Origin of the sequence: Pseudoalteromonas sp. D15MCD-2 (assembly GCF_038562745.1) — a bacterium.
Lineage (GTDB): Bacteria > Pseudomonadota > Gammaproteobacteria > Enterobacterales > Alteromonadaceae > Pseudoalteromonas.
Genome location: NZ_JBCFQE010000002.1, coordinates 581,113 through 601,017 on the forward strand (window position 1 = coordinate 581,113; position 19,905 = coordinate 601,017).

Below are 19,905 nucleotides of genomic sequence, written 5' to 3' on the forward strand. Positions count from 1 at the left end.
GCCGGTTACATACTAATGTGTAACAGCAAAATAAGTCTAGAGCGTTTGAGCATTGTCATTATCAACCAAAGCACTTTGTAACTCTCGCAAAGACAATGATTTATAAAAATACCAACCTTGTATTTGGTAATCCTCGTTATGACTCTCGATAAAATTGTACTCGTCCTCAGTTTCAACCCCTTCAAAGATAACAGTTCGGTTGAGCTCTGAGACTAATGACATTATCGCCAAAATCATTTTTTGCTTAACACCATCTGTAATTGATTGGGTAAATACCTTATCTATCTTGATTACATCAAAGTTGATTTCTGTAAGCCACACAAGGTTAGATACCCCGGTTCCAAAATCATCGAGCGCTATTTTAAAGCCATATTTTTTAGCCTTTAAAGCGAAGCAAGCTAATAAAGTTAATGGCAGGCCAATGCGCTCTGTGATCTCTATCTTTACTTGCTCATTCCTTAGCTCATACTTACTACAAAACTGATGTAAGTAATCTAAAAACTCGGGGTTTTCAATTTCATATGCATTAACATTAATTGCGACAGAAAAACCATGATCGGTTTTCATAATTGGTGCTAATTCTTGAAGGGCCTTCGTCGCGCATTCATAGGCCAACATAGGATACAAAGATAACTGCTCAGCAACACCTAAAAATAGTTCCGGTGAAACCTGGCCATGTATTTCGTCTTTCCAGCGGACTAAACTCTCAACACCAATTATTTTGTTAGTTTTAACATCTATGATTGGTTGATACTCAAGATACAACTGTGCATTTTTGATTGCCCTTCGAAGTCTGAATTCCATGGAGTTTTGTATATCAAAATATGAGCTCAAAGAATACGCTATTAAAAAGCTAATTAAACCAAGCATACATATGATCAATACAGATATGTACAGCGGGAAATACAAAATACCTGGGCGATTATTCTCAGTGACAACACAATAAGAAAATTGTGTACTACACGTTTCTACCTGTTGAGTTGGCAATAATGTTTTGCTGTTAAATTGATATTGGGTTTCATAGTGATGAAAAACATACTCTTTATTTTTAGAAATAATTTTAAATTCAAAGTGCTTGTTTAATTCATCAATATGTTTAAAAGGCTTGTTTACAGTGAATGCGATGATATCGTCACGTTTAGTGACGTCATACTTTGTTTCTACAGGAAAAACACCTGCAACCTCTGCTGCAAAATCATACCCTGAAGATGAATTATATAATTGCTGAGTAAGTAAAGTTGTTTTGTCTAACTTACCCCAATTTGCAGAGCACTTAACCTTACCTTTTCTAATTAAACCTAGATCATGAACGTATTCATAATTGGCCAAAATCACCCGTAATTTATTAATGGTTTGAGTGTCACATTGACGAGATGATATCTGTGAAGCGGCATTTATTGCTGATGAGATATCTGCAGAGATATGCTCAGCCTTATTTAATAAAACGTTCGAAAATTGCTTTTGGTGTCTTACCTGAAAATAACTTACAGACACATGAAAAACGCAGGTTAGAAAGAACATTAGTAAACAAACAATAAGTGGCAATTTGTTAAAGTTGAATGTTCTTCCCTGCATAGCTCATTACTGTGTAGTTGGTTGCTGTTAAAACTTAATCATATTGTATTATCAAATCAAGTCCTAGAACCTAAAACGGGTAATTATTTTTTGATAAATTGATCCAGCTCGTAAGTCTACTTAAAAAAATAACAACAAAGTTTCAATAATGCCTCACTTACACTTTAAATTTACCCACTAAATCAGTCAGTGTATTCGATAACAGGTTTAGTTTCTCTCCATTACCTCTTGCACTATCGGCAATTTCGCTTACATCATCAGCCGCATTTTTAATTTCAACCACATTGCGGTTAATGTCTTCAGCTACATGCTGTTGCTCTTCGGCTGCGGTGGCAATTTGTGTATTTAAATCGCTAATATTGACGATGGACGCGGTTATTTCGCTAAATTGTTGCTGTGCTGAATGGGCTAAATCAACCGTTTTGTTTGTACGGTTTAAGCTGGTTGTCATCTCTTTTGACACTTGATCAGACATTTTACGTAACGTATCTAACTGACTTGCTATTTCTTCTGTTGATTCTGAGGTTCTTTGTGATAACGCACGCACCTCATCTGCAACTACCGCAAAACCTCGACCATGGTCGCCTGCCCTCGCCGCTTCAATTGCTGCATTTAAGGCTAACAAATTGGTTTGCTCTGCAATGCCTCTTATCACGCTTAATATCGACATGATGTTTTCGCTTTCAGCGTCGAGTTGGTTTATATCTTGGGTTGCTTTGGTTATCACCTCAGACAAAGATACAACACTATCAACCGTTTCAGATATAACACTTTGCCCAAGCTCAGAGGCCTGCTGTGTTTGCGATGCAAGCTCTGCTGCATTGGCACAACTAGCAGAGACTTCATTAGCAGTCGCTGCCATTTCATTAATTGCTGTGGCCGCCATTTCAAGGGCTTGTTGTTGCTGTGATGTTGAGCCAGATAATTGCGCCGCCTGTGATGATGTTTGCGCTGAGGTATCACTAACATTTTGCGCACAATCATTAATTTGCGTGACTAAATCCGATATTAGATTCAAAAATAAGTTAAAGCTGTTAGCCAGTTTGGCCGTTTCATCCCGTGTTTTAATCACTAAACGTTTAGTTAAATCACCACCACCTTGCGATATCTCGGTAAGACCATCACTTACTTCAACAATAGGTGCAGAAATTAATTTAGAAATATAGCTAGCAACTAAAATGAACACAGCAATCAAGATTGCACTGATGACTAAAATGGTAATCGTCATTGCGTTTGCAGCACTCATCACTTCAGATTTTTCAACTAAACCTATAAATTTCCAGCCTAATTTTTGCGAGGTGTAAATATTTGCTAAGTAATCTTTGCCATTAATGTCGATTTCAAATTGCCCCTGATTATTCTCAGCGAGCTGTTTGTATTTTCCGTTATTGACTTGTGCTAACTGTTTAAACCTGTAATCAGCATTTTTAACGTCAACGAGTACATTGCCACTATCTTCAATCAACATTAAATAGCCAGTTTCACCAAGTTTAATGTTCGCAATAATATCGGTAAGGCCCTGCAAGGATACATCCATGCCCTGCACACCAATAAACTCTCCTGCTTGTTTAATCGCTTTAACAGTAGAAACAATTACCATGTCATCGGCTGCCCAATAATAGGCATTGGTTCTTACCGTTTTACCATCTGCTGCTTTGCCTGTTTCGTACCAAGGCCTCACTCTAGGGTCATAATTCGCTGTAACTTCCCCCTCTGGCCATTGAATATAACCGCCTTGCTCATTACCCATATAAATATATGCAAGTCCCGGGTGGGTGGCGCCAAAGTGATCAAACAAACTAAAGGCGTTTTGTTCGATGTTACTACCACTTAAATGATCAAGCTTTTCTGCACTAGGTGACTGCATATGGGTTTTAACACCTTGCTTGGCATCTAAGATAGCGGCATGGGAAGCAAGGTAATCGACGTTTTTTTCGATTTCGGCAAAAAACATACTGATACCATTATCGACTTGTCTTGCTTCTCTTTCACTAAGCTCGGCAAAACTATCGAGGGCTTGCTGTCTTGTTTGTGTAATTACAAGCACAGCAATGATAATGAGTGGCAGCGCAATGGCTGACGCAAAGGCGAGTTTTAATTTTTTTGAAATGTTCATAGCCAACTTCCAACTAAGCACTTAAGAAAATATAGTGAGGGCTTGGAAGTTCGGCAAATAATTAAGTGTTTATTTTTTCGGTGCAAAGTAGATTAGGATAAATAAAATCAATCAGTTTTACATATCTTCTAAGATTGCTTTAACTCGAAACTTACCGTCTCTAAATATGACATTTAGTTGACAGATACATGGAATGTACTAACTTTAGTTTTAGTAGTTAACATGCTTTTAACAAAGCAGTGCTTGATACTTTCCAACCAATTGGCAGCATTTGCGGGATGCAAATTAGCTGCCTATTCCTACTTCATGTTTAAGCATATAGCTAAGTAAGGCTTGGGCATCTGGGTGTTTATCTGATTTTAACCCTGTTACAACACCTTGTTGATCCGCTGCCGATTTATGCTGGCCTAACTTTTCTTTTGCCTGAATTGAATCAAGTTCGATTTTAATACCAACAATGCCACGAAGTAACTTGGCTTGATAATCAGCTGGCAATAAACTGGTGTCGTTTAAAATACTCGGCTCGTATTGGCTAATTAACTCATCTAGGCAGGCTAAGGTGTTTTCATCATTGAGGTATTCTACTTTGCCCTTGGCATGCACCACAGCGTAGTTCCAAGTTGATACAGCTGGCTTCTCGCTATACCAAGTGGGAGATATATAACTATGCGGGCCGTTAAAGACCACTAATACACGGGTACCTTGCAAGCTTTTGCCGTGACTATTAGCCCGTGACACATGACCATATAAGGTACCAAACTCGCCCTCATCGGGCTTATAAACTAAAGGTAAATGAGTTGCCTCAAACTCACTATCAACCATCAGTGCAAAGCTGTAGGTTTTAATGAACTGCGATACTCGCTCTGGTGTCATTTTCCATTTATTGGGGGTGTGCATTACTTTCCTTTAGTGCTAAAAAAGGCCAGCAAACTGCTAGCCTTAATATTGAGTTGTGTGATTAATGTTGGCCATCAACAATAATGCGTAACATGCGACGAAGTGGCTCAGCTGCACCCCATAATAGTTGGTCACCCACTGTAAATGCACTGATGTATTCTGGGCCCATCGCTAATTTACGAATACGACCTACCGGAATAGACAACGTGCCAGTTACTTTTACAGGTGTTAAGTCTGTAGCGGTAATGTCACGATCATTCGGGATCACTTTTACCCACTCATTGTGAGAAGCTAGAATTTCTTCAATTTTCTCAACGCTAATGTCTTTGCGCAGCTTAATTGTCATCGCTTGTGAGTGACAACGCATTGCGCCAATGCGAACACATAAACCATCAACAGGGACAGGTTGTTCGCTGCTACCTAAAATTTTGTTTGCTTCAACTTGCGCTTTCCACTCTTCTTTACTTTGACCGCTTGGCATTGGTACATCAATCCAAGGGATAAGGCTACCAGCTAAAGGCACACCAAACTGGTCTTGTGGTAAATCGCTTGAGGCAATTTTTTCGGTGACTAACTTATCAATCTCAAGAATCGCAGCATTTGGATCTGCAAGCTTGTCTGCCACTGTTTCGTGAATTGCACCCATTTGCGCAATTAACTCTTTCATGTTGCGTGCGCCTGCACCAGAAGCCGCTTGATATGTCATTGGGCTTACCCATTCAATCAAGTCTTGCTCAAATAAACCGCCTAGCGCTAATAGCATTAGTGATACGGTACAGTTACCGCCCACATAGGTTTTAACACCTTGCTCTAAGCCCGCACTGATAACGTCTTTATTTACCGGATCTAGCACAATAATACTGTCGTCACTCATACGCAGTGCCGATGCCGCGTCAATCCAATAACCTTGCCAACCTGATTCGCGTAATTGCGGGTAAACGGCTTTGGTATAGTCACCGCCTTGGCAAGTAACAATAATATCCATCTTCGCAAGCTCTGCGATATCATTGGCATCTAAAAGCGGTTTAGCAGGACCCGCAAGATCAGGACCTAATTGACCGGTTTGTGAGGTGGTGAAAAAAGTCGTGTCGATATTAGAAAAATCATTTTCTTGCTGCATACGTTCTAATAACACAGAGCCAACCATGCCCCGCCAACCGACTAATCCTACTTTTTTCATTGTTTGTTCCACTGTTTGATTCATTCAAATTACCTAAACTGTTAAAAATTAAAGTCCATTGCGTGAGAGTTTAATTTTTACAGAAGTAATCTAGCATTGCGGCCTTAGCAAAACCAGCGCTAACCGAGTAACATCAAAATTTTTCATCATCGTTTATTAGGGCGTGCTAACCTTTGTGGATTGAAATTTGTTCACTCTAGGGGCGATTTAATCGCGGCGCGAGATTTGTAACCTAGTGGGCTAAGTAAAAATCGAGCAACAAAGAGTTAATCGCCCCTAGGAAGAACCCGAAGGGCAGCGCGTGTTTGGCATTGATGCTGCGTTATCGCCTATTTATGTGGAACAACCACACTACATAGGCTCTGCCTTGCCTAAATACCAAACACACTGCTGCAAAATCAATCATAAAAGGTCAGCACGCCCTAGCATCGGACAAGCGTCTGGTAGCACCATGTTTAGCGCGCCAGCATGCACTTCAAAACGCTGTTGTTTTGAGGTAATTGGCTCGCCATCTAAGTTTATTGGCATTTCTGTTTGTGTTTGCCATTCAAGCCAAGGCACTTGAAAGCGTTTTACCCATTGTTGCGATGAATTAGGGTAATTGCTGAGCTCTTCGATAACCGCTGGTACATCTGAAATTGCAAATGATGTAAACGCCACTAAATCAACCAAGCCATCATTTATGTACGCATGTGGCGCAAGTGGCTGGCCACCGCCCGCTTGGCGGCCATTACATACGGCGGCGGCAATAATATCTCCCGAAGTACGTTCACCATCAGGCAGCGTTAACTCGCCACTGTAAGGTACAAAACTCAGCGCTTGTACAAGACCAGCCAAGGTATACGCGCCACCACCGAGTAAGTTCTTCAGTGCAGGCGGTGTGGTTGCGGTAATTTTTGCCCCAAAGCCAGCACTGGCTACATTCACAAAATAGCGCTTATCAACCTCTACCGTATCAATTGCATACGGCTGACCCTGTGCGGCAAGTTTCAGCGCTGGCAAGTACCCGTGAGGAATATTAGCGGCTGTTGCAAAATCATTTGCTGTGCCCATAGGTAAAATTGCAAGCTCTAAACGTTGTGACTTTTCCAGTTTCATTAATGCATTAACGGCTTCATTAACGGTGCCATCACCACCAGCTACTACAACACGTTTTACACCCTCTGCCACGGCTTCATTGATAAAGCGCTCAATGTCACCGCCTTCATAGGTAACACGCACCGCAAGTTGCTGACTAGTTCGAAATTGACCGATGGCGTCACGAAGCTGCTCATCAGCCGCTTTTTTGCCATTTATAATTAACCGTAAGTCCATTTTAAATCCCTGTTTTAACACTTAGAACTACCATAACACGCAATGGTTTATAGACAATACAGAAACAAAAAAGCCCTGCTAGTGCAGGGCTAAATCAACGTTAGGATTTATTATTGTATCCTTCCTTGGTCAGAGATTTAAAACTGATATTTGTACTCAATTGAGAACTCAGTGCCTTTCTCTTTAGAGCGAGTTAAGGTACCCGCTGACTCTATTTCAGATTTTGCGCCCAAAATATTCGTCACTTTAAACTTCAAGCTTGAGTTGAAATCAGGGAAATAGGTGTAGTTAAAGTCTAGAGAGTGGAAAGGTTGCTCCATCCAATCTTCTTGACCTTCAATGCCAGGAATTATAATCCGCTCACCAAATACGTTATAGATTAGCGTTGAAGCATGTTGCCCACTAGGTGCGTCATAGCCTAACTGCATGTTTACAACATATTTTGAGTGACCCGTCATGCGACGTGTTGTATTTGTAACCGCTGCAGAAACCCCTGTTTGTTCAACAATCGCCTGACGGTCCATGTTGATTTCTGAGTCACTTAAAGTCACGTTACCTGTCATGAATACGTCTTGCCAGAATCCACCTAAGAAAGCGAAATCTTTCAGGTATTCAAATTCAACACCAGCAACATAGCCATCTTCTGCATTAGCAATACGTACCAGAGGTGGACCATCTTGTGCAGGTGATTGAACAGACTCAATTGGGTCAACCATGTCTTTATAGAACACACCAACAGAGAAGTTCTCGCCCGTATCAAAATAGTTTTCCCAGCGGAAATCATAGTTTTTGATTTGGGTTGTACGTAGACCTGGCGTACCACCTACAGGGTATTCTGTAAGCGGATCGATGTAAGTTGCGTCAGAAATCTCACGTAAATCTGGGCGAACAACAGTTTCACCATAGCTTAAGCGCCATTGCGTTTCGTCACTTTGTACATAAGTTAATGCAAGTGCGCTATAAACGTCGTCTTCACGGAATGCGAGCTGATCTAACTCATCATAATCGATAGAAGATGCAAGGCCACCAGTAAATGGGTCAAGAGGAACAGATACTTGACGGAAATCTTCCCAACGTAAACCACCGGTAATACGCCATGTGTTATTGAAGAAGAAATCAGCTTCGAAGTAGTATGCATCCACTTTCTGCGCTGACTTATAGTCATCGCCTGAAACCGTTGTATCGTTTAAGATTGGCTGCGTTAGTGACGCGTTTGTAAGTACATCATCAGATAAAATGGTGTTTAACTCATTTCCGTTTAAGTCAACATCTGAGAATGCACGTGTATTGATATCAAAACGACGGTTAGTTGCTGAACGCTCTTTAGAGATAAAGTCAGCCCCTGATTTAAGCTCAACATCCACGCCATCTAGCATAATAGGCAACGTAAAGTTAAAACCGTAGTTCTCTACTTCATCATCCAAATCTTGGAAAGTGTAACGTGCAGCTGTTGTTGCATTGGTTAATGCGCTTTCGTTTACTGTATCGTAAAACCCATCTTCATTGGCATCAGTAACAATGAAACGAGTTTCCATGTTACCTGGTGCGTAACGGTTTGAGCGACCAATTGAATACTTCCAGTCAAAACCCGCGTAATTCAACCAATCAAAAGTATGCATACCTTTTAATTGATTAACGATCAGCTCACGCTCTTCATAACGAACATCGTACGAGCGTACACGCTTGTTATCAGAGGTATTGTTGTTTTGGTCAATACCTAAACGGTCTGAAATTTTATCTTCAGTATCGCGTAAGATTAAAGCTGTGTAGTCAATTTTATGCGCTTTGTCATACTCAACACCAACCGTAACCATTCCTGATGTCTTAACCGTGTGTTCTGTACTTAGTACTTGGTCATAACCACGGATCATGGTTGTTGAGTTTTCACCAATCAAGAAACCTTGACCTTGATACTCATCTGAAACAACGTGTTTATTATCGTAGCTAAGCGACGATAATAAACCGTAGCGCCATTTATCCGATTCAAAGCTGTTACCTAATGTGGCAGTGAACTTCGTATTCGGATCAACCTTTGCTGATTTTGGATCATAATCGCGATTTAACGACAGTGCTAAAGCACGGCTTTGCTCAGGTGTTAAATCATCAAGCGATTGACCACTTTGGTACACATCAAGGATAGGACGCGGAATTTCGCGTGTGCCATCATCAACACCGTACCAATCGTCCGAACCACCGTTGTATTCAAGGCCATCATCAAAGTTATTGTTGTTATAACCAAGCTGACCCGTCACATCAAATACAAATTGATCTGGAATTGATTTCAAACGAATATCAACGTTACCACCACCAAAAGACGCTGGCATTGACGGTGAATACGATTTTTGTACTGATAAACTTTCGATAATACCTGATGGAAATAAATCCAGTGGTAATACAGAACGTGTTGGATCTGGACTTGGTACAGCAGAGTTATTTAACTGTGTACTTGAATATCGCTCACCTAAACCACGAACGTAAATAAACTTACCATCAACAAGTGTTAAACCTGTTACACGGCGTAGCGCTGCAGCAGCGTCACTATCACCACTACGTGAAATTTGCTCTGCACCCATAATATCAGCAACGAATGCTTGCTGTTTACGCTCTTCTAGAACAGCTGTTGCAGTGCCTTTTAAACGACTTGCACTTACAACAATTTCTTCAAGAACAGCTTCTTCGTCTGCTTCAGCTGCGTGTGCTGAGACACTCAATCCGCATAAGATAGCTGCGCTTAGTGCTGTTAAGCTGAACTGTTTTGAATATTGTTTCATGTTTACCTCTATCTGAAATAAGTTACAGAAAGTTGTTTAAAGGTGCTAAACACGTTGTTTAGCACCTCGCTTACTGTGTTATTCCAGACCTACTGTCCAACCTTCAGTCCAGTTGTTATCAGCAGATACTGCACCAATGTGCGTTGTTGTATCGAAGAAACCGTCGATTGCTTTAACGTCTGTCGCTGTTGTTGTATCGATAGTGAAGATACCATTTACAACTTGCGTTTGACCTGTAGCAACTAAGTTACCTAATGTGTTTGTCCACCAGTTTTCAACACTGAAATCTACACCACTTGGGTCTTTGAAGTTTTCAGAACATGCAATCACTGATGATTTAATCATTAAGGTACCATCTTGAGCATTCTTAACTGTTTCACTTTCACCTGAAGCAGCACCTTCAATCTCTAGACATTCGCCCATACCTTCAGGGCCCGTTACGATTGCGTTATAGATTTGCGCACCCGTACCTTCACGGAAGTACATACCTTCTGAGTCATCTTCACCATCAAAGGTATTACCGATGATTGTTAAGTTAGCAATTGTTGGGTTTGACTTAGGTGTTTTAGACGGTGTAGAACCATCGTTGTCTGCTTCAATACCACGGTTCGCGTCTGAGTTATCAGCTGCTTGCTTAACAAGAATGTGCTGCATTTTACCTTGGAAACCATTGTCCCAGTCGATGCTGTCATCTTGAATGCTTGTTAGTACTAAGTACTTCGCTTGAACGTTACCACCGAAGAACTCAACACCGTCATCCGCATTTTGGTGTACTTGTACATACTCAACAGTTGTACCAGAACCAACACCACCGAACGTGATACCGTTTAATTCGTTATCTGGTGCGATTTCGTACCCACCATTCATCACACGAACATAACGCAGTGTACCTGAGTTATCCGTTGTATCAGTACCACCGAACACCGCACCTGACTCAACACCTTCAACTTGAAGTGCACAATCACCTTCTGCTGGACACTTGTTTGATGGTGCGTTACCAAGAAGTACTAAACCACCCCATTGACCAGCGGCTGTAGTACCACCCATCACATCTTGGCTTGAAGTGAACGAGATTGGCTCATCTTTAGTACCGTTAGCATTAATTTTTGAACCACGGCTAATTACTAAGTAATCATCACCTGTACGGCCATATACTGTTACGCCTGGCTCGATTGTTAAAGTAGCTGAATCTGCATTATCTTCACCTACAAATACTGCGCCGCTTAATGCGTAGTAGTTACCCGCAGTAAGAGTTAAATCAGCGGTGATACGACCAGACACTTCACATGTTGTTGTGCTGCCATCAACTGGAGAAATTGACGTTGTACCTGATGGACAACCTGCTACTGCTGGTGGTGCAGTTACTTCACCGCCACCGTAACCAAATGCCCAACCTTCACGCCAGTCATCTGAATCATTCAGTGCACCAACAAAGTCAACTGTATCGAAGAACGCATCAACAGTATTTGCTACATCTTGGCCCGCGCCTAGTAATGGAGAACCTGCAATTGGTTGACCGTTTGCACCAAGCATTGGCTTATCATTGATTACGTTACCAGATTGTGCTGTAAACCACGTTTCAAGCTCTAGTAATGAATTGCCGCTACCATCAACTGGGTTTTTGAAGTTTTCGCCATTAGTACACGACATGAATGTGTTTTGAATTAAGATAGTACCATCGTTAGCGTTATTAACTGTTTCGCTTACACCGTCTTCAGCACCTTCAATTTCTAAACACTCACCCATTTCGTCAGAGCCAGTGATCACAGAGTTGTAAAGGTGTAAACCTGTACCTTCACGAAGGTAGATACCCTCAGCATCGTCTTCACCGTCGAAGTTGTTGCCGATGATTGTTAAGTTAGAGATGATTGGTAATGATTTTGGTTCTTTAGAAGGTGTGCTACCGTCGTTATCTGCTTCGATACCACGGTTTGCATCTGTTGAATCTGGATCTTGTTCAACGTAAACGAATTGCATTTTACCTTGGTAACCATTGTCCCAGTCGATGCTATCGTCGTCGATGCTTGTTAATACAACGTGCTTCAGATTTACCGCACCACCGAAGAATTCAACACCATCATCTGAGTTGTTGTGAACTTGTAAGTACTCAACCGTTGTACCAGAACCAACAGCACCAAATGTAATACCATTTAGTTCATTATCTGGGGCAATTTCATAACCAGCATTTTTAACAACAACGTACTTTAAAGTACCAGAACTATCTGTATTGTCTGTACCGCCGAATACAGCACCAGATTCAACACCTTCAACTTGAAGAGCACAATCGCCTTCAGCAGGACACTTATTAGAGATACCGTTACCAAGAAGCACCATACCGCCCCATTGGCCTGCAGATGTTTCTTCACCAACTACGTCTTGCTTAGAAGTAAAGATGATAGGGTCGTTTTTAGTACCTGTAGCTTCAATTTTAGAGTCACGGCTAACAACTAGGTAATCAGAACCGCTGTTACCGAATACTACCGCACCCGCTTCAATTGTTAACGTTGCACTGTCTGCTTTATCGTTACCAACGAATACAGCACCATCAAGCGCCCAAAATGCGTCTGTTGATAATGTTGTATCTTCAGTGATTACGCCTGAAAGAACTTGTACTGTCACATCACGACCTAATGCAGCAGACACTTCGTTCGAAAGACTTTGGCTGTATACACCCGGTAACTCTTCAGTTGTTGGTGGTGTAGTTGGGTTAGTAGGTGTAGTTGGTTGCTCAACTGTTTCTTCTACGTTGATGTTGATATCACCACCGCCACAACCTGCTAGTGAGATTGCTGTAGCTACAAGACTAACCTTGAATAAGCCAGATAATTTCATTGTTCACTCCGTTAAGATAGATATTTAATTATTGTGTTAGCGCATAAACTCAAGTCACCAAAAAGCACTGAAACTTAATGCTTTTGGGTCACTTGAGTTTTAAACTGCGACTACCTTACGGGAGCTGTATGACAAACTAGTTACACTTTAATAAACATAAAATGACAATATTAATTATATAAAAAAGAGTAAGTTAGTTTATTTTAGGAACGGAAAAAAGCCGCCCGAAGGCAGCTTTGGTGTTGCGATTATAAATTAGTTCTTTTGTACGCTTACCTGTTGAATACCATTTTAGAGTAAAGCGGTACGTAATGTTTCGGCGTGCACTTTTTCACGCTTCACATACTTGATCCATTGCTCAGCTAAATGCTGCGACTTTTTGTGTTTTTCCGCTTGTTCAAACGCTAAAATCGAGGCATCAAAGTTTTGTAAATTGTATTGCGCCATACCAAGGGCTACATACACATTTGATTCAAACTCTAAGCCGCCTTTATCTAGTGCTTTACGTGCTGCATCCGCTGCTTCTTCGTATTTTTCAAGATTAATGCTTACCTCTGCAATACGTTGTTCGTACTGACCATGCGTTACTAAATCAGCGGCTTTTGCAAAGTAAGCAAGTGACTTTTCAGCCTCTTTTGCTTGTACCATTGCTTCTGCAACAAAGGCATAGTTTTTCGCTGATTTTTCAGCGACACCGTCTTGCATAGCTTTACTCATCACATTTGCCGCTTTAAAAGCCAGGCCGTTGTATAAATACACTTGTGATAATTGACGTAGATCTGATTTAGATTTCATGAAACCTTGTTGATATGCCGCTTCTAAAACCGCTAATTGCTTTTTCTCTGCGCCCGTTTCACCGTACATGCCGCCTAACTGAACCCAGTACTCTGGCTTGTTGTAAAGCTTAACTAAACGTTCAAGTACCTCGACCACTTTGTCAGACTGATTAAGTGAGTAGTACATTGCACGCTGTAAGATTAACCAGTTTTCTTTTGGCATTTCACCTTTGCTGTCGGCTTCTGCGATAGCTAGGTTAATGTTTTCAATGCCTTTTTGGTAATCTTTAAGCTGATAATACGCTTGAGATTTCAATACATAATAAGCATCTGTTTTAGGCTTGTCGTTAATCACATCCCACTGTGCTAAGTATTTGATTACCTTTTCGTAATCGCTATTAGCCATTGCAAGTTGCGCTAAACTAAACGTGGTGCTTACACGTAAGGTTTCTGGAATCGCATCTTCGTTTACTACTTTTTCAAACGATGCAATTGCTTTATCAAGGTCGTTTTCGTTGTAGTAAATAAAACCGTAGAAATTATGCATCATGGCAATTTCATACGAGTTCATGCTCGAAGAGCGCTCTTGAATACTATCAAGAGCTTCTAACCCTGCTTTTGCATCTCCATCATCAGCCAGCTTTTGTGCTCGTGCTAATTGGCTATACACTTTTTCGCGCAGTGCAGGTACTCGTTTAGTTTTTTGTTCTTGTGCGTAAGCCGTTGCCAGTGTGACACCTGGTAACATGCTAACAACGCTTGGGACTACAAGGCTGCTTGTGAAAGCAGCCGCGCAAATCACGGCAACTTTTAAAGGTTTCATAATCGCATTCCTCTTTTCTAACCGTTAATTTGGAAAGAAATTTTGTTCTGTACGCCCGCTACTTCAACAGCTTCACCGTTAACAACGCGCGGTTTATATTTAAATTTAAGTGCTGCATCCATCGCAGCGCGGTCAAACAAAGACTCTGGTTCAGCTTTAATAACTTTCGGGTCACGTACTGTGCCTTGCTTGGTTACTGTAAACTCAACAATCACATAGCCTTCAATTCCACGTGATAAAGCTCGGCGCGGATAAACAGGCGCTACTTTTACAATCGGTAAGTATTCACCGTCGCTTGATTCAAGGGCTAAGCCGCCAGCTAAGTTAACGTCGGCTTCAACACTGGCACCAAAGTCAAAGTTGGCATTGCTCGCGTTAGGATCACTGTTTTGCATTTGCGGTGATTCCATTGGCGGAGGTGGCTCTTTTGGCGTTGGTGGCTTTTGCGGTTTACGTTCTTTCTTTTGCACTGTCTCTTCTTTTTTCAGACGAACAAAATCAAGTACGTTTCCTTTTACGGGCTCAGACATGGCCCCTTCACCACCGGTGATCAGTGCCTGCATGCCTAAAAACAGCATGACAGTCACGATACCAGCGATGATTAATGCAACTATATAACGCATCGCTCACTTTCCTTATGATGCTTCTTGCGCAGCAATCGACACATCAAATGCGCCTGCAGCACGTGATGCATCCATTACTTTAATAAGTACATCGGTTGTGGCTTTCTTATCAGCTTGAATAACCACACTACCTTGTGGATTTTCAGCTTTTAAGCGCTCGATATTTGCTTGTACTGCACGAACATCTACTTGGCGTTTGTTGATCCAAATTTCACCTTTGTCAGAAATAGCAACTAAGATGTTGGCACGCTCTTTTTTCACTGCCGTTGCCGCTTCTGGGCGGTTTACATCAATACCGGCTTCTTTTACGAATGATGCTGTTACGATAAAGAAGATAAGCATGATGAAAACAACGTCTAGCATTGGCGTCATGTTGATTTCTTCAGCGTCGTCTTCTTGAAATAAGTTACCTAGTGGCGCTCTCATTGTTAGTCTCCTAGTGGGTGATGCTCACATCACCCTAAAATTCGTTTAGTGGTCTAAGACCATGTTGTCTTCAAGTAATTGCACTTCGCGTTTTGCACGACGTTGTAAGAACGTTGATGCGAAAACCCCTGAAAGTGCACCCACCATGCCGGCCATTGTTGGGATAGTGGCTTTAGACACCCCTGATGCCATCGAACGTGCACTGCCTGTGCCTGTGATTGCCATTACATCAAATACTTCGATCATGCCGGTTACGGTACCTAACAGACCTAAAAGTGGACATAACGCAACCATTACGTTGATTAGCGCAAGGTTATTATTTAGTTGCATGCCAGCGCGTGAAATCATCGCTTGGCGAATTTGCTCTGCGTTCCAGCTGTTACGCTCTGCTCTATTGCTCCAAGTACTTTTTACGTCTTTCTTGTAGCGTTTAAAGCCACCAAAGAAATACATAAAACGCTCAAGTATCAATAACCACATCGCGAAGATGAGGACACCGATGACCAAGAGAACTTGGCCACCTGTGTCGAGGAAATCACGTAGAGCATTGATTGCATCAATCAATAGCACCATGATTTATGCTCCTTTCTCGCTTCGCTCTGCGATGATACCTGCGCTTTGCTCTTGTAAAATCAACAGCATATTTTTAGAACGCGTGTTAAGAAGTGTGTATAAGAATACTGTTGGGATAGCCACAACCAGACCAAGTACCGTTGTTACAAGTGCCTGAGAAATACCACCCGCCATTAGTTTAGGGTCACCTGTACCGAACAAGGTAATTGCTTGGAAGGTGTTAATCATACCGGTTACCGTACCTAGTAGACCAAGTAGTGGTGCTACCACAGAGATAATCTTAATTAGCGTCAGGTTACGAGTAATTTTTGGCATTTCACGAATGATTGCTTCGCTTAATTTAAGCTCAAGCGTGTCGTACGCTACATCTGGGTACTGATCTTTCACTTTCATTACGCGACCAAGTGGATTGTCATCACGTGCCACTGTGTCTTTAAGCTGACGACGGATTTTGCTACCCATAATCATCAGAGATACAAAACGCTCAAGTGCAATTAGTAAAGCGATTAAACCAACACCTAAGATGATGTAACCAACCGTACCACCTTGGTGAACTTGCTCTTCAGTATCTGGTGCTTGTACTAAAAGGCCTAAGATTGAACCACCTGTAGGGTCAAGTGCGAACGGTACAACACCTGAATTTGCTTGCTGTAAATCAGCTGCAGTTGCTGTGTAACGGCTGCTAGGCTGACGCGTAAGCTGGCTGATTGTATTTGTAGCCGGTGTGTACTCAAGGTATTTACCGTCTGCGATTAAGTTAAATGCACCAACACGCACCACTTCTTTTTGTGCTTTGCTGCCACCTTCAACGATTACATCTGTTGTAAAGCGAGATACTTTACCTTGCTCAGTCATTTCGCGTTGTAATTCAAACCAAACTTTTTCGATATCATCGATAGAAGCAAGCTTTGACGTTGAACCCATTTTTTGTGCTAGTTCATCCATGAAGTTACTACGACCAGGAAGCTCTGCAGAAACAACTGACGTCATGAATTTGTTGCTTGAATCGCCCGCAACTTGTTGTAACACACCGAATAGTTCTTTAAGTGAACCCATGCGGTTAGAAAGTGTGTCTGTTAAGTTAGCTAGCTTTACTTCGTTTTCTTCAAACTGAGTTTCTAAACGCTCTGATTCGTTAAGCATTGCAGTACGTTTTGCTTGTGTATCTTTAAGCATTTGTACTTGTTCGTTTTGACGTGCCATGAACTCTTGTTCACGTTGTTTATTTTCGGCGCTTTGCTGTGCTTTACCTTGCTCTAATGTTTTTAGTAATGAGTCTAAATCCATTGGCTCAGCCGCTAGGCTGCTACCAGCAAAACCAAGGCCAGCTGCAAACACGGCCATTTTTGTCATTTTCGTAAATAATTTCATCTCAAACCTCTTATTCAGCAGCGTGGACTGGCAGTGTTAACATATCTGGGGCAAGTTGCTTACGTGCAATGCGTAAGCCTTTGTTGATTTGGCTGATTGCAGAATCTGGTAATTCAACAAACGATTTTGTTTCTTTATCCCAGCTGCCTGCTTTTTTGCCATCGCGTGTTAAATAAATAAGTTCTAAACGACCGATGCGTAAGAAATCTACTTCGCGCTCTTGGCCATCTACATTCAGTAATGATGTATACGCTTCGATAGTGCGACCGTAATCAACTTCTACTTGGTAAGCTTCAAGTAAGCGGCGGAATTTTTCACTTGAAGTGATGTCTGCGCGATCCATCATTTCTTTTAATGATGCAATACGCTTGCTACGTTCTTCAGTTAAGAAAGGCACGTCTAGTGCAACGAATTGTTCAAGACCTGTGATCATACGCATCATTAACGGCGTAATTTGACGCTCGATAACCGATACCTGATCCATTGACTCGTTTAACGCGTCCATTTCTGCAATTTGGTTATTCAATTGCTTAGTAAGTTGCGCGTTATAAACAGTTAAGCCGTCAATTTCTTTATTAAGGGCTTTGAATTGTTGTAAACGACCTTGCATTGAATCTGCAATCTTGTCGATTTTAGTTTGTGATTGCGCTGCAGATTTGTTTATCTCGCTGCTTTTATCAATTACTTTATCTAGATCGTTTGCATGTACTGCTGCAGATGCCGCTACAATACCTGCTAAAATCAGTGGTTTAACGCCTTTCATCGCATACACCTTTACTCGTTAAGTTAGCTTAATTTGCTAGTTGGGTTGTTTTATTGTGCGAAAGGATAACGATGAAAAATGACAAGCATGTTGCGCAAAAAATACAAAAATATGACAGCTGTAACAATTAGTTTATATTGCGCAAAGATAAGGCAAAAGTTGGAGGGTTTCGGGAACTAAATATGAGATGTTATTTGCTGATAAGTGCTTTGCCAGTCTTGATAATTAACCGGGATAGCAGTGTATAGCCCTTTATTTTCAAGGACTAAAGATGGAAATCCTTGAATAGGTAAGCTTCTGGCTTGGTTTATTTCGGCCATGAGTAATGAATTTATTTTTTCACTTTCAATTTCGTTTATAAATGCGTTTTTTTCTAACCCTATTTGCTCAGCAAGGCTTGCAAGAGTGCTGATGTCAGATGGATTTTGTGCATTTAAGTAGTAGGCTTTTTGAATGGCGTAAAGCATTTCACATTCTTTATTGTGCTGCCTTGCAACAAGCACAGCACGGCATGCAGGGTAAGTAGAGCGACGTGGTTGCGCGGTATGCCAAAACTCATGATTAAATGGAGTGCCAAGCTGCTGTTCTATACGTTGCCATGTTTGCTGTAAAAACTGCTGCATATCTATTGGCATTAGCTCATCTGAATCAGGCGCAAGGCCACCCACTTTATATTCAATAGCCAGTTTATCGTCAAGGGCAGCTTTTAGTTTTAACCAGGTTTCTCTGTAGCCCCAGCACCAACTACACATTGGGTCGTATACATAAATTAGCTTGGCCATTTAGCTTATCTCAGTTAAATCAGAGACCACTACATTACGCCCTTTCGCTTTGGCTTTATAGAGGTTGTCGTCGGCTTGTTTAATCGCTTTACTAAATTGGCTACCACGTTCTAGGCTGGCAATGCCAATACTACAGGTAATGGTTACAGACTGCCCAACATCATAAGGGATCTGTTTTTCGGCGACATAACTACGCAGTTTTTCAGCCACCGCATGGGCAATGTTAAGCCCGGCTTTTGGCAGCAAAATAATAAACTCTTCGCCGCCATAACGGGCTTTTATATCTGTGCCACGTAATTTATCGTGCAGCATAGAGGTAAAGGCTATTAATGCCTGATCGCCAAAGTCATGACCATAAGTATCGTTAAGTGATTTAAAGTTATCTAAATCAATTAATAATACCGACATAGGTAAATAATTAGCCGCTTCAGCTTCAAGGCGCGGCTGAATATGCTCATAAATGTAACGACGATTGGCAAGGCCTGTTAGTGGGTCTGTTAATGCATCGCGTTTTTCTATTAAGGTAATATCAGCAATTTTTTGATGGCTTTTTTGCCTAAAATATTCACTGATCCCAGAAAACAAAATTACCATAGTGAAAGAGGCTAAAAACCGTGAGGTTTCAACTTGCCCGTAATGCGCTTGCCCAAAGTTGGGGCTGAACAGCAGTGCAACTGCACTAGCGTACATAATACCAACCAACACACTGCCCACTTTTAACCCTAAAGTGACATAAGCCACAATAGGGTAAAACATGAGCCAATATAAAGCGGTGTTTTCTTTGCCGCCGGTGTACACCAAGGCCACACAGAGAAGCAAAATAATCGATAAAATAATGCAGCTTACAGAGACTAAAGCACCAGTGCGAAAGTAATAGAGCATGCACAGCACAATAGTTATATCGCTCACCACTAACATAATAGTGAGCGGTAAGGCGTAAATTTGATAGTTAGATAACACTAACGAAGTGATTAATACGATGGCAAAAAAAGCCATGGCAAATAACGTGAAGGCACGACGCTGTTTATCCGCCGTGTCGACACTGTTTAACGTAATGGCATTAAGCCAATTTTGATCCAAAAT

At 41.5% G+C, this 19,905-nt stretch carries 15 protein-coding genes; all 15 read right to left on the reverse strand.

Translation table 11 applies throughout. The features are described from left to right. Window positions 1-36: 36 nt before the first annotated feature. Window positions 37-1,494 (reverse strand): EAL domain-containing protein, encoded by a 1,458-nt coding sequence (locus AADY36_RS19355; RefSeq protein WP_342409529.1) that lies wholly within the window; start codon window positions 1,492-1,494, stop codon window positions 37-39. A gap of 238 nt (window positions 1,495-1,732) precedes the next feature. Next, window positions 1,733-3,691, reverse strand: coding sequence for a methyl-accepting chemotaxis protein (locus AADY36_RS19360; protein WP_054563810.1), 1,959 nt, complete (start codon window positions 3,689-3,691; stop codon window positions 1,733-1,735). Between the two features lie 285 nt (window positions 3,692-3,976). Continuing rightward, on the reverse strand, window positions 3,977-4,588 hold the full coding sequence (locus AADY36_RS19365) for an FMN-binding negative transcriptional regulator (RefSeq protein ID WP_342409530.1): 612 nt from the start codon (window positions 4,586-4,588) through the stop codon (window positions 3,977-3,979). 61 nt (window positions 4,589-4,649) lie between these two features. Beyond that, on the reverse strand, window positions 4,650-5,792 hold the full coding sequence (asd, locus tag AADY36_RS19370; RefSeq protein ID WP_055021636.1) for an aspartate-semialdehyde dehydrogenase: 1,143 nt from the start codon (window positions 5,790-5,792) through the stop codon (window positions 4,650-4,652). A gap of 378 nt (window positions 5,793-6,170) precedes the next feature. Beyond that, window positions 6,171-7,082: a lipid kinase YegS gene (gene yegS, locus AADY36_RS19375; RefSeq protein WP_342409531.1), complete on the reverse strand. Its 912-nt coding sequence runs from the start codon at window positions 7,080-7,082 to the stop codon at window positions 6,171-6,173. Between the two features lie 137 nt (window positions 7,083-7,219). Further along, on the reverse strand, window positions 7,220-9,853 hold the full coding sequence (locus AADY36_RS19380) for a TonB-dependent receptor domain-containing protein (RefSeq protein ID WP_342409532.1): 2,634 nt from the start codon (window positions 9,851-9,853) through the stop codon (window positions 7,220-7,222). A 78-nt stretch (window positions 9,854-9,931) separates the two neighbouring features. Beyond that, the gene (locus AADY36_RS19385) at window positions 9,932-12,685 is read right to left on the reverse strand and encodes a hypothetical protein (RefSeq protein ID WP_054563805.1); all 2,754 of its coding nucleotides are present in this window, start codon (window positions 12,683-12,685) and stop codon (window positions 9,932-9,934) included. A gap of 291 nt (window positions 12,686-12,976) precedes the next feature. Next, entirely contained in the window at window positions 12,977-14,284 is a 1,308-nt protein-coding gene (locus tag AADY36_RS19390) for a tetratricopeptide repeat protein (protein ID WP_342409533.1), read from the reverse strand. Window positions 14,285-14,301: 17 nt separating this feature from the next. Beyond that, on the reverse strand, window positions 14,302-14,907 hold the full coding sequence (locus AADY36_RS19395; RefSeq protein ID WP_054552071.1) for an energy transducer TonB: 606 nt from the start codon (window positions 14,905-14,907) through the stop codon (window positions 14,302-14,304). A 12-nt stretch (window positions 14,908-14,919) separates the two neighbouring features. Continuing rightward, the gene (locus AADY36_RS19400; protein ID WP_036971869.1) at window positions 14,920-15,333 is read right to left on the reverse strand and encodes an ExbD/TolR family protein; all 414 of its coding nucleotides are present in this window, start codon (window positions 15,331-15,333) and stop codon (window positions 14,920-14,922) included. A gap of 45 nt (window positions 15,334-15,378) precedes the next feature. Then, the gene (locus tag AADY36_RS19405; RefSeq protein ID WP_054552070.1) at window positions 15,379-15,906 is read right to left on the reverse strand and encodes a MotA/TolQ/ExbB proton channel family protein; all 528 of its coding nucleotides are present in this window, start codon (window positions 15,904-15,906) and stop codon (window positions 15,379-15,381) included. A 3-nt stretch (window positions 15,907-15,909) separates the two neighbouring features. Continuing rightward, entirely contained in the window at window positions 15,910-17,277 is a 1,368-nt protein-coding gene (locus AADY36_RS19410) for a MotA/TolQ/ExbB proton channel family protein (protein ID WP_054563802.1), read from the reverse strand. 10 nt (window positions 17,278-17,287) lie between these two features. Then, window positions 17,288-18,040, reverse strand: coding sequence for a DUF3450 domain-containing protein (locus AADY36_RS19415; protein WP_054552068.1), 753 nt, complete (start codon window positions 18,038-18,040; stop codon window positions 17,288-17,290). A gap of 176 nt (window positions 18,041-18,216) precedes the next feature. Continuing rightward, complete coding sequence (locus AADY36_RS19420) at window positions 18,217-18,822, reverse strand: DsbA family protein (protein ID WP_054563801.1); 606 nt, start codon at window positions 18,820-18,822, stop codon at window positions 18,217-18,219. Then, entirely contained in the window at window positions 18,823-19,902 is a 1,080-nt protein-coding gene (locus AADY36_RS19425) for a diguanylate cyclase (protein ID WP_235575516.1), read from the reverse strand. It lies immediately after the preceding gene. Window positions 19,903-19,905 lie beyond the last annotated feature (3 nt).

What these genes read in the sequence shown, in the direction of transcription:
- AADY36_RS19405 (WP_054552070.1), bottom strand. Translation starts at nt 15,906, where the DNA reads ATGGTGCTATTGATTGATGCAATCAATGCTCTACGTGATTTCCTCGAC.
- AADY36_RS19380 (WP_342409532.1), bottom strand. Translation starts at nt 9,853, where the DNA reads ATGAAACAATATTCAAAACAGTTCAGCTTAACAGCACTAAGCGCAGCT.
- AADY36_RS19420 (WP_054563801.1), bottom strand. Translation starts at nt 18,822, where the DNA reads ATGGCCAAGCTAATTTATGTATACGACCCAATGTGTAGTTGGTGCTGG.
- yegS (WP_342409531.1), bottom strand. Translation starts at nt 7,082, where the DNA reads ATGGACTTACGGTTAATTATAAATGGCAAAAAAGCGGCTGATGAGCAG.
- AADY36_RS19415 (WP_054552068.1), bottom strand. Translation starts at nt 18,040, where the DNA reads ATGAAAGGCGTTAAACCACTGATTTTAGCAGGTATTGTAGCGGCATCT.
- AADY36_RS19365 (WP_342409530.1), bottom strand. Translation starts at nt 4,588, where the DNA reads ATGCACACCCCCAATAAATGGAAAATGACACCAGAGCGAGTATCGCAG.
- AADY36_RS19360 (WP_054563810.1), bottom strand. Translation starts at nt 3,691, where the DNA reads ATGAACATTTCAAAAAAATTAAAACTCGCCTTTGCGTCAGCCATTGCG.
- asd (WP_055021636.1), bottom strand. Translation starts at nt 5,792, where the DNA reads ATGAATCAAACAGTGGAACAAACAATGAAAAAAGTAGGATTAGTCGGT.
- AADY36_RS19400 (WP_036971869.1), bottom strand. Translation starts at nt 15,333, where the DNA reads ATGAGAGCGCCACTAGGTAACTTATTTCAAGAAGACGACGCTGAAGAA.
- AADY36_RS19385 (WP_054563805.1), bottom strand. Translation starts at nt 12,685, where the DNA reads ATGAAATTATCTGGCTTATTCAAGGTTAGTCTTGTAGCTACAGCAATC.
- AADY36_RS19410 (WP_054563802.1), bottom strand. Translation starts at nt 17,277, where the DNA reads ATGAAATTATTTACGAAAATGACAAAAATGGCCGTGTTTGCAGCTGGC.
- AADY36_RS19390 (WP_342409533.1), bottom strand. Translation starts at nt 14,284, where the DNA reads ATGAAACCTTTAAAAGTTGCCGTGATTTGCGCGGCTGCTTTCACAAGC.
- AADY36_RS19395 (WP_054552071.1), bottom strand. Translation starts at nt 14,907, where the DNA reads ATGCGTTATATAGTTGCATTAATCATCGCTGGTATCGTGACTGTCATG.